Source organism: Leucobacter musarum subsp. musarum (assembly GCF_001273845.1).
Lineage (GTDB): Bacteria > Actinomycetota > Actinomycetes > Actinomycetales > Microbacteriaceae > Leucobacter > Leucobacter musarum.
In genome coordinates this window covers 1-11343 of sequence record NZ_JHBW01000063.1, presented here as the reverse complement: position 1 = coordinate 11343, position 11343 = coordinate 1, and the positions used below count along the sequence as shown (strand labels likewise).

General features: G+C 56.2%; 7 protein-coding genes. 2 read left to right on the top strand and 5 right to left on the bottom strand.

Going from position 1 to position 11343, the window contains the following annotated elements; all coding sequences use genetic code 11:
• Positions 1–37 precede the first annotated feature (37 nt).
• Positions 38–1390 carry an LCP family protein gene (locus CH42_RS01155; protein WP_075205193.1) on the top strand — a complete coding sequence of 451 codons (1353 nt, stop codon included), beginning with the start codon at positions 38–40 and terminating at the stop codon, positions 1388–1390.
• Positions 1391–1549: 159 nt separating this feature from the next.
• Here the strand turns inward: CH42_RS01155 and CH42_RS16170 are convergent, their stop codons facing one another.
• From CH42_RS16170 to CH42_RS01135, 5 genes are all read right to left on the bottom strand, one after another.
• Positions 1550–4108 carry a LuxR C-terminal-related transcriptional regulator gene (locus CH42_RS16170; protein ID WP_082309219.1) on the bottom strand — a complete coding sequence of 853 codons (2559 nt, stop codon included), beginning with the start codon at positions 4106–4108 and terminating at the stop codon, positions 1550–1552.
• 353 nt (positions 4109–4461) lie between these two features.
• Positions 4462–5499 carry a glycoside hydrolase family 3 N-terminal domain-containing protein gene (locus CH42_RS15875; RefSeq protein ID WP_156322430.1) on the bottom strand — a complete coding sequence of 346 codons (1038 nt, stop codon included), beginning with the start codon at positions 5497–5499 and terminating at the stop codon, positions 4462–4464.
• 149 nt (positions 5500–5648) lie between these two features.
• On the bottom strand, positions 5649–7085 hold the full coding sequence (locus tag CH42_RS01145; protein ID WP_075205182.1) for a phytoene desaturase family protein: 1437 nt from the start codon (positions 7083–7085) through the stop codon (positions 5649–5651).
• Positions 7082–8206 carry an HTTM domain-containing protein gene (locus CH42_RS01140; RefSeq protein WP_162231050.1) on the bottom strand — a complete coding sequence of 375 codons (1125 nt, stop codon included), beginning with the start codon at positions 8204–8206 and terminating at the stop codon, positions 7082–7084. Before CH42_RS01140 ends, CH42_RS01145 begins: the two co-directional genes overlap by 4 nt.
• Positions 8207–8304: 98 nt before the next feature.
• A complete protein-coding gene (locus CH42_RS01135) occupies positions 8305–9099 on the bottom strand; it encodes a DUF5819 family protein (RefSeq protein WP_053351388.1) in 795 nt (264 codons plus the stop codon).
• 1139 nt (positions 9100–10238) lie between these two features.
• On the opposite strand from CH42_RS01135, the gene CH42_RS16295 reads away from it, so the two are divergent.
• On the top strand, positions 10239–11343 hold a 1105-nt coding region (locus tag CH42_RS16295; protein WP_156322428.1), incomplete at its 3' end, for a YncE family protein.

The window sequence follows — 11343 nt, the reverse complement described above, 5'->3', positions numbered from 1 at the left end:
CGACCGACCAGTGCTCGCCGGCACGCGAAGGGACAGCATGCGCCCCACCTCAGACCTCCCGATGACCGACCAGGTTCGGCACGGGCAGTTGCGCGCGTCCAATCCGTGGGCGAACGGTGCGCGCTTCGCCGTCGCGACGATCCTCACCGTTGCACTCAGCACAGTCGCGGTCGGCGCATTCGCCGTGTGGAGTCTCGTCGGGGGCATCAATACCGTCGAACTGCCCGGAGGCGACCCGGTCGAGATCGCGTCGGGCACCATCGACGGGCCGCTCACCGTGCTCGTCGTCGGTACCGACTCGCGCGCGGGTCAGAGCATCGACGACGGCGAGGAGGGCAACCTCAATGACGTCAACCTGCTGCTGCACATCGCCGCCGACCACCAGAGTGCGACGGTCGTGAGTTTTCCGCGAGACCTGATGCTGCCGATTCCGAGCTGCCCCGGCCCCAATGGCGAACCCGACTACTACTCCGCGATGAGCGAGCAGCAACTCAATTCGACCTTGAACAGCGGCGGGCTTCCCTGCGTCGCAGCGACCCTGTCGGAGCTCACTGGTCTCGATATTCCGTACGCCGGTGAGATCTCGTTCGACGGGGTGATCGCAATGTCGAACGCCGTCGGCGGCGTCGAGGTCTGTCTCGCCCAACCCATCGTCGACCCGAAGACCGATCTCGACCTGCCCGCAGGCCAGGTCACGCTGGAGGGCACCGAAGCGCTGCAGTTCTTGCGCACCCGCTACGGCGTGGGCGACGGCGGCGACACGAGCCGCATCAGCAATCAGCAGGTCTTCATGTCAGCGCTGATGCGCAAACTCAAGAGCGCCGAAACGCTGTCAGACCCGGTGAAGGTCTACGGGCTCGCGAAAGCCGCGATCAGCAACATGGTGCTCTCGTCGAATATGCAGTCGATGCCCTTCTTGCAGGCGGCGGCCGGCACGATGCAAGACATCGCGCTCGAGAACATCACCTTCGTGCAGTACCCCACAGCCCGGCACCCCTACGCCGAAGGGCGTCTGGTCGCCCTCGAACCGCAGGCGTCTGCGTTAAACGAAGCGCTTATCAGCGGTACGCCGATCACGGTGGGCGGCACCGGTGAGGGCGTCGTCACGGAGGACCAGGTGGGATCAGCCGACGCCGGGGGAGTCGCCGACGCGAGCGGCGTCGATACCAGTGATGCCGGGGCTGGTGCCGCCTCGGACTCCGCCGCGAATGCGAGCGGCGGTGCGACTGCCGCCGACGCGACGTCGGCGGCTGATTCCTCAACCGGCGCCGATGCCGCGGCGGCTGGCGCATCAGTGACGGCCGAAGCATCAGCGACCGCGAGCGGCGACGGCATCACCGGCCAGAACGCCGCGACCGTCACCTGCTCGCAGGGGCGCACGGTGCTCTAACCGATCGGGTTGATTATTGCGTGTTCTGTCATAGGTTAAAGCGAACGTGTATTGGGCTAATGATTGGCATGGGCGATGAAAATGCTGGCTTTTGTGTGAGAGTTCAAGTGGGTGCCGCGAACTCACCTGACACTGGTAATCACCTTACGATCGCGTCGGCTAAGTTTCTATTTTCCGAGCGTCAGAGTGTTCAGTGCTCGAAGGTTCTGGGAACAATCCCATGTGCAGAGAAGTTTGAAGTGCGTCCGCCCGCGAGCTAACGCCCAGCTTTTTGTACAAGCTGCGAATCTGGGTTTTGACGGTGTTCGGCGATACCATCAGCTCGCGGCTGATCTCCTCGAGTCGAGAGCTGACGCGCAGCTGCTCTAAAACGATCTGTTCCCGCTGTGTAAGGGTGGGCACGCGTCGAAACGACGAGAAAACTGCTGGCACATCCAATAACCAGGGTGCACGTTGTGCGGATATCTCCTGAATTAGTTGCTCGATTTCCACAAGGGGGAACAGCAGGTAGGGCATCTTGACACCATGGGTCTCACTCAATCCGACTGCCAGGTTCAAGACCGCAAGAGCAGACTCCTTTTCTCCCATTCGAAAGATTACGAGAGTCTTAGTGAGAAGGAGTTCAAGACGCGTTCGTTCAGAGGTCTCAGTCCGCCAAAGCCATCGTTCGCACACCTCAAGTGCTTTTCGCTCTTCCCCTGAGAACAGCAGAATACGAGACATCGGACCAGCGTCGCGAGCGTTTCTCGGCGTTAACGATTCCGACAGGCGGGCGGCGCCGTGAGGTCGACCAAGGGAAATTAGCACATCTGCAATGAGTCCATTCAGCCATGCATGAGCTTCTGGGGGAGCTGGGAGAACAGGAGTCTCCATCTTCAAGAAATCCGAGACGCTATGCACCATGCTGTAACCACGGAGCTGAAATTTCTCGATCCATCCATCGAGTAGTACCCGTAACCAAACGACCTCAAGTGAACGGTACTCATGGAGTGTTCGCTCCGCGGCAACTATTGCGCCAGACACATCGAATCGTTCGAGTGCGGCGATGCCTGAAGCAATATCGAGCTCAGCGATCAGATGGTAGGCAGGTTTCGGAAGCATGCCCTCAACACGACGACGCGTGTCGGCTACCGCATTTTTGCTGAGCTCAACTTGACCTGAGGCGAGCTGAATAAGGGCGAGGATGGATTGGCTCGCGACGCCTGCATATCCTGAAGTTCCAGCGCTGTGATCTATGGAAATGAGCGCCGCGCGGCGCGCGTCTTCGGTGCGACCTACATCTCGAAGTGCGAGCGCGTGCTGCATCCATGCCCATGCTGAGTAGCCCTGGATGAAGATGGTTTCGGGGGCGTCTACGTCGTGGTCGCGCAGGGCGTCACGGGCGATCGTCGCTGCCGCATCGAAGAGCCCTAGTTCGCGTAATAGCCCGACCCGTACAGCGGAGTAGAGCTTGTATTCTGGTTTGCCACGATGACGGCGGCGTTCAAGTTCGAGCTCGTGCAGTAACTCTTGAAGATAACCCGCACGACCCCCAGAACCCTTCCGAAAAATGATCAAGTAGCTGATGAGTGGAGACGATCGACCTTCAAGAAGTCGATCAACCTTGGAGTCCTCGGCGCCGGCAAGATAGTCCCATTCTTCGATAATGAACGCCGTGATTGCCGCTCCGTTCCCGACTTCGAACAATGCTCGCAGTGTCCCCACGATGTCTCCACGCTCGCGAAGAATCGGGATGAGCCGGGAGTTCATTCTCCGCCACAATTCGGGCTTCTGACTTGGCAGGAGCCGTAAGATGGCGTCTCGAATCAGGTCGAGGACCTCAAACGTGTTTCGACCCTCTTCTCTCCACACAATTGTTCCGCTCCGCTCGATTCGCCGGAGGTTTGAGTTGGCGGTAGGGCGGGGCACGTTCATTACCTGCCGAAGAGAGCTAACATCGGAGGGCGAAACGACGCTTGCGTGTTCAAGGGCCAGAGCGAGTTCTTCATCACAACGAATCTCATCGAGGGTGGTCTCGATAAAGGCTTTCAAGACCTTATCTTTTGTTAGAGAATCGTCCGAAGTTCGGCTGCCAGCCAGTATTCGAACAGCGGCAGGCCACCCGTTGGTATAACCAATAATGGATGCAGCTTTTTCGCGGCTTCCTGGCCATCCACGCAATTTGCATAGATCCTGACATTCGTCGATCGTAAATTTTAGATCTTCAAACCTAATCACTGACATTCCAACCTGAATGATTCGTGAGCGGTGTTCAAGTTCAGTTGCCGAGCGCGTTAATAGCAAAATCCTTAGTCGTGGGCTGTGGCTCAGCAGCCATTCGATTTGATCGTTGGCACTCTGGTCGAGCATCAACTCGAAATTATCAATGACGAGCATGAAGTCTGAGGCAAGGTCGAGTGCGTCGTTGAGTTGGGTGAGAATATCAACGTCATGTTGAATCTGAACCTGCAAGGAAGCAAGTGCGCGCGACCAAATTAACTCCATGTGCAACGAAAGATTTTCGAGGGAAATCCATACCCCAGTCGCGTCGGCTTCGCGGTACTCCCGCCAAACCTCAGTGAGCCAAGTTGATACCAGGGTGGTCTTGCCTGACCCGCGAGGACCGATCACGGTTACGAGGGCTGCATCTTCACCCCTAGAGAGTAGGCTCTCAAGTCTCTCGCGGCGCAACGAGCGAGAGACTCGGGGTACGCCAGTGAATCCAATTCTGCTCAGCATGACACTCCCAATTAGCGCGCAACCGACTTACGACAGATTCTCCTTCGACCGGCCTGTCTATGCGAGGGAAATGTGTGGAGAATATTGTATCTTCACCTCGGATTTCACCCTCGCGCTCGAATCTAAGTTGCCTCGTTTACGAATACAGTTGTCATCTACGGGTGCCTTGCTCGGTTGAGACTATGGCTTTCGGTTCGATTTCACCGCCTCAGCCGCCGATCTGTATCAGGCGCTGCGGCACGCAGGAGAGTCCGCGTGACTCTTCAGGGTGCCGTTTCGGGCTCCGGAGGACTAACCAAAGTGTTGGTGATCACTGCATCAGCAAGTACTGGCAGCCGATAATTCACCCGGGTTCAATGACGCGATGAGTCTGCGAGGCCTTTAACCTTTCGAGCGCTGTGAAATAGGAGACTTCTGAAGGCTGAATCTGCGCGAGCAGTTTTCGAAATGGCATCTACTATTTCGGCAAGTTGATCGCCGCCAGGAACGAGTAGTAGGTTGACTCCCGCCCCAATCGCATCTATCGCTGTGGCTGGAATACTTCTGCCACGGCTGGTAGCGGGGGAGTCCAGAATGTCGCTCATAATGACACCGCGAAAGTGAAGTTTGTTTCGTAAAACTGCGACGGTACGCGCAGATGTTGAAGCCGGTTGGAAACCGTCAACATCGGCGACAACCGCTGGCCCAAGCATTATTATCCGAGCTCCGCTTTCGATTGCGGCTTTGAACGGGATAAGAAGTTCTAAGTCCCAATCGCCCGAACGCACTGAGGTGTCTTCGAGTGCTGGATCAGTTGTGAGCTCCGGAAATCCAGGGAAGTGTTTCGCTGCCGTAAGGACCCCATTTTTCTGGGTGAGGCGAATGTAGGCCGCTCCTAAAGTGGTGATGTCCTCGATTTCTCGATTGAGACTCCGCGATTCTAGCCATGGGTTTTCTCCCCGAAGCTTGTCAAGTACTGGTGAAAGAAACAAGTCGATCCCGAGTGAAGAGGCAGTGGAAGCCACGTGACAGACACTCTCCTCAAAAGCTTCTAGGTTGCTTGGATCCTCGTAGTTCGGCACGAGGTCGTGTAGCCGTCGAATACCCCAAGGCTCTTGATCCACAGCGAGCACCAGTGAATCTCGGCTCAATTTTCGGAGTTCACTCGTAAACGCGCTGAAGGTAGACACGCTCTCGCGTGTTCTACGGGCGTGTGTCATTTCTCGGTTGAGATACTCAAGCCGCGATTCTGCGAGCAGCAAAAACCGAGTGCCTTGCTCAATTGCAGTGCCGAGCCATCGAGGCGCCTTGAGGTCTTCAAATGCGGGAAAAAGTACGGCGTACGCGTCCTCTTCCGGAATCCCTATACTCTGCATTTCAGTGCACTTCCTTTCGCGGATGCGCGTGCCCACGGGCTAGATTCGATTTGGAGACCTACTGTTCTCGAGATCGCTGTGCGCTAAACGTAGGCGCTGGCACGGTCGGGCCGATGCTCGATGGAAATGTGGCGCGATGTTCACCGTGTGCTATTGGCCGCAGCCTCAATTGACGCGTTTCTAATTCAGTCGTCACCACTCGCTATGAGATCACTCAACGCGGTCTCCGCTGCGTACCAACCGGCCATTCCATGAACTCCGGGACCTGGGGTCGTAGAAGCTGAGCAGAGATAAACCCCAGGCAGTGGAGTGCGCCACGGAGACTTCGTGAATGCAGGCCTCGCCAGTATTTGTCGAAGATTTATGGTCCCAGCACTGAGGTCGCCACCGATCAGATTTGCATTCATTCTTGTTAGGGAGGATGCAAGAGAAACTTGATTTGAACGAATGACATCTCGGAAACCGGGGGCGTGGCGTTCGATCGATTGATAGATAGCCAAAGTCGGGTCGAACCTGCTCCATTGTGGAACATGCATGTAGGCCCATAAGACGTGTTTCCCCCTTGGCGCCCGAGTCGCATCGAACGTGGATGGCTGACTTAGTAGAACATATGGCTCAAATGGGATTTTTCCTCTTGCGACTGCATGTTCTGAGCGCATGAGCGACCGTTGGTCTCCGGCAAGATGAACGGTTGATGCTTCGCCTAGTCGAGAATCAAGCCATGGGACAGACTCATGAAGCGTCATGTCGAGCTTGGCGATTCCCGGGCCATAAGTGAAGCGCTTTAGCCGATTTCGATCTGACCTCGGCAAACGGCTTCCGGCGATCTTGAGGAAACCGTGAGGCGTCACGTCGAGAAGCGTGATGTGACTCTTGGGGAGTTCATCCAGGCTGGTGACCCGCCGGTTGAGTTCGAATGTGGCGCCGAGATCGGCGAGACGATGTACCAAGAAATCAGTGATCGACTGTGAACCGCCCACGGGAATCGGCCATCCACCTGAATGCGCGTGAGCTGCGAGGCCGATACCTACCAGAGAAGCTGGAAATGAGGATGCGCCAATCGCGTGCGCTTCGACGCCGGCGAGAAGCGCACCAGCTCCGGCCTGCGAGAGGCCCGCCCCTAGCTCTCGGCCGAGAGCACGTCGAGCGGCTCCCGCTCCGAAATGTAGGTGGATCGGGCTCAACGACTGTGTCTGGAGGGGCGACAGCATCATGTCGGTGAGTGTGCCAATATTCGCCACGAGTGGAGAAAACAATCGCGCCCATGCCCTTCGATCGGTCGGAGGCAGTTCCGCGAGCGTTCTAGCGAGGCTCCGATAGGCATACTCAACTCGACCATTTGGCATGGCGTGCGCATACGAGATCTCTGGGTAAATGAATTCCACATTTTGCTCGATATTTAGTTTTCTGAAGAATGGTGACGCCACGGCCATCGGGTGCACCGCTGCCCCAACATCGTGTATGAAGCCTCCCTCAACCATCTCTTCAGTGCGCGCGTTTCCACCTAGCTTCTGATTTGCCTCGATGATGTGGACTGAAAGCCCGTTCATTGCTGCGGTGAGAGCTGCAGCAAGCCCGTTTGGCCCGCTGCCCACAACTACGACATCTGTTGATACACTCACGTGTTTTCCAAATGATCCTTGGCGGCGGGCTGCAGCTGCAACGGGCTGGCCCCTGGTTCAGGCAAGGGTGTTTCCTTGACAGTGGAAAGGGAGTCCTTGGAACGAGCTGCTGTCGAATGCTCATGCCCAGCTGTGGACTTTCGTCTTCGTGCATCGCGCCAGCGAGTTCTGAGTCCGTCCCGTATTGCGAGCCAAGTGACATCGCGAATAAAGATCGCGTCGAGTGCGACCATCGCCAGTGAGAACCAAGGAAGGCCCATGAGTACGGCGATTCCGAGGTGAAATCCGAGCATGGTGACCAGCGCAAATATTCGCGTGCCGCGTCTGAGTAGGAGCAGGGGGAACGAGACCTGCACCAATAGGGTGAGCGCCGTGGCGAAGGCTACGCCGGGGCCCCAAGCAGTAACGAAGTCACTCAGACCCGGCCAAGGGCCGAACTGGCGTACATGAATCGGGTCATAAATGGCGTGGCCAGAAGACCACGGGTTTCCTCCGGCCTTATAAAGGCCACCGGCGACGTAGATGAAAGAAACCTGGCATGCAATGAGCACAATAGCGAAGTTATGCACCGCGTTTGTGAGCCAAGCGGGCCAAATCGGTTGAGCCAACATGAAACGTCGCTGGGGGGAACCCCCCATCTGGCGCTCACGAGCGAGGAGCGCATCGAGCGACCAGCGCTTCGCTGGGTCTGCGAAGAACATGATTGTCAGCGCAATTCGCACGAGGTTATCGCTTTGGTCTCCGACTAGATCGTTACTTTCCACGATCGCGACGAATAAAAGCGTAAGTGGAATCATCACAAGACGCGTGCGAAAACCGAGGATAAAGCACAGGGTGAGCAGAATGAGTGCGATGTACGTAATCGTAAATGCAGCGCCACCGCTTTGAATCAAAGCGACGATAATGCTTACCGGAAACGTTCTCGCTAGGTCATTCACAGGATAGATCTGTTCGCCGCTCCAAGCCGCGCCGGGGCCGAAAGTGTACAGTCGAGTACTAAAGTTAGTAAGGAGAGTGCCAAGTATGGCGCACCCGAGCAACATTCTGGCGACCGAGAGTCCATAGGTCGCATGCTTTTCCGCAATTAGCCAGCGTTCAGCGTTACCCAGCAGCGAACTCACTAGGAGGACACCTCCGCGTACTCCATCGCGGATCAAATTGCTGAGGAAACACATGACTTCTCTTGCAAGCCCAACTGCGGAGTTCTCGGAAAGTTTCGTCACTTGTCTGCAGCTTTCGAAATCAGGTTGTGATAGGCGGGGAGAAAAGTATCTGCGAAGTCTTTATCTGATTGCCCAGGAAGCTCGATGATGCCGCGCCAACCACTAGAAAGCACGGTTGGTGCCGGCCTGACTGCTTTGGGATCATTTCGTTCAGTGAAGGGAATGATGTTCTGTCGGGACACCTGAAATTGCACTCGCTCGACATCGTCGCCCCACACCGCTCTTGCGACTTGAAACGCGTAGGCATCGGTGTAACGCTCGGCGACAATAAACTCTGTGACAGGGGCCACCTCTTCCCCAACTTCATTCATTGCGATTTGCATGCGCCCGAGCCAAGAGTCACCCTCGTAAAAGTTGAGCTGTGCGATTCGTCGTTGCTCGTCGTTCAGGCCATCCCAGGCGCTCTTGTATTTCGACGCTTGGGACAATGCGAGGTGGGAGCCCCTTGGGGGGAAAAAGTGGTGATCTGACATTGTGAGTTCTGCATCGGTGGCTGAGACCCAATCGGTGGCAATTTCGGAGCCAGATTCGTCCTTGACGACTGCGCGGACCTTGAGGTCGTAATCGCCATTGATTGGTGCGGGCGCAAATACGCTCCAGCTTTGCCCGTACCAAGGCATCATGTAGGAATTGAGAGCATTCCCCGGGACGAGGTCACGTAGGGGCGTCGGTGGGGCAATCCACAAAAAACTGGCGATGATGTGCCAGAGGGCAATACCCGCAATCGCGACAATTGACGCCCGTGCGAAACTTTTGCCACGTTTGGGTAATTCAGCGATATCGGTAGCCATTGTCACTCTCCGGTGCTTGTGGGGTGCGGAAACCTTGCGCGTTTCGGCACTTGTTAAGTCGGACTGCAAGTTACGTCATGGCTTCTGCGCTGAGCTTCTTTGCCAGCGTCGAATGCCATACATTTCACCATGCAGTTCATCCGCGAAGCGCTGGGCAGGGGGTTTAGAAAACCCCTGACAAGGGCCTTCGCGAAAAATGTAAATTGAAGTTTCAGATGCGCAATGCAGGAATGGCAATCCCGTTGTCGCCGCGAGGGCGAGTTGGAATCTCTCACCAGACTGTGTCGTTGCCAGAAGCTGAACATCAGGGACAGCGCGCAGTAGATATCGCCGGGAGTTTCGTTCTCTGACGATCGAGATCGCAAGTCAACTTCGTAGTGGAGTCTCAAAGTCGAGTATCGACAGTGTGGTTCTCGTAAACGGAATGGGACAGTACACGACATCCATTTCGCGATTAGCGAGGCGGCTGTCGAGTCGGTCGATCACTCACTTGGCGCACCGCACGCTGAATGCGCTTGTGGCAGCGGAACCGCTGTGAGAAATAGCTAGAGGCTCAACAGCGTCAAGGACGTTGTCGGCCCGGCTATCGATCGGAATTGCGTGAAGCGGGGACTGTACGGCGAATCAAAGAATTGGGGTGCATCCAGAGGGGTCATCGGTGCCTTACAGCTTTAGCCAGAACCCAATTGGGACCGATATAGCGATTGTCGGCGCTATCGATCATCGACAGGAGGCGGGGCGGGTGAGAGGCAAGGTGAATGTCCCGGGGAAGTCTTCGGGTCCAGTGCCCTCGATCTTTGAAGTTGCACATTGTGGAGCTTGGTGCAAAGAACAAATCTGATGCCAATCGGGTTTTTGCGCCGATCCCAAACTCTCAAATTACTCAAAGGAACAAGATGTCCTGGTATCAAAAACGCTATCCCGGCCGAATTGCATGTGTCGCCGTGGCGACAATTGGACTGGCTTTTTCCCTCGCTGGTACTTCAGTCGCAGCCAATGCGGCCCCTGGCCAAGTGTTCTATTCGGCGCCCGAGTCGCCGAGTAGCACCCAAACCGACCCGTATCTTCCGTCCCGCATTGAAGCCCAGGTGGAGTCACCCGGAGCATTTGGCGCGGTGTTTAGTCCCGACGGCGACTTCATGTATGTCGCAGACTCTTTTGTGAACACCGTTTCAGTGTTCAGAACCTCAGATCTCGCAAAGGTCGCATCTCTACAACCGTCGCCAGGCAGCAGTCCATTGGCCCAGACCTACACCGTAGCTGCGAGTGCAGATGGGAACTTTGTGTACTCGACTGGACCCATGGGAGTGATTTCTCGCTACTCAACGGACGCCTGGACTGAACTTGACGCTACGTCCAACACCGTGCTTGAAATCGGCCCTGACAAGTGGCACAAAGTCGACTCGGCGGACTTCTTTCAAATCCAACTGAGCCTTGATGGAAAGACCCTCTACGCAACCAACTTTGCCGACAATTCATTGGTGACTATCGATGTTGACCCGGAGGTTGAGGAGGAGTGGCATGACACTCGAGTCCCAAACACATCACCGGGCTTTTCGCACCTTCTCGCACTCAGCCCAGACGGCAAAAAGGCATATGCGGCTTGGAAGGGTGGTTCTGGAGTTGAAATTCACGATCTAGATACAGGATCAGTGACTGCCGCATATGGAGCTACGGAAGCTTCGAACAATGTAACGCTTGCCGGGGACATGGTCGTTTCACCGAATGGAGACGTCTTCTTGATCTCCAACTTTGGGCTCTTGACGAAAGTGCACAATGGTTCAGTGTCAGCGAAAGTTACGACGAAGGGAGCGCCTGCCTACCTACACAGATCGGTTTCAGTGACGCCCAACGGAAAGTACGTTGTCGTTGCGGGTGGTGCCTTCGTGGAAGTTTACGATACGGATAGCATGTTCGATGGTGCGGTGCCAGTCGCTACCTTCGAGAATGATGCTTCGGCGTTCTTCCTTGGTCTGGCCATTGATGGGGACGGCGAGAGGGCCTACGCTTCAGCACTTGACGGCTCTACAACTGTTCTGGACCTGCGTGACATCCCGGAGAGCGCGGAGGCGCCCTACCAATTGCCCGCTCAATGGATTGAGGGCAACGGTCCTGGGTACACAAGAGGCTATGCCCACGGTAGTTCGGTTTTCTTTACGAGCCAGGGAGGACTCCTAGGTGCCGGGGGAACGGTTAGGAAAGTCGCGCCATTCGTTCCGGAGCCTGATGCGAATGTGAATGCTT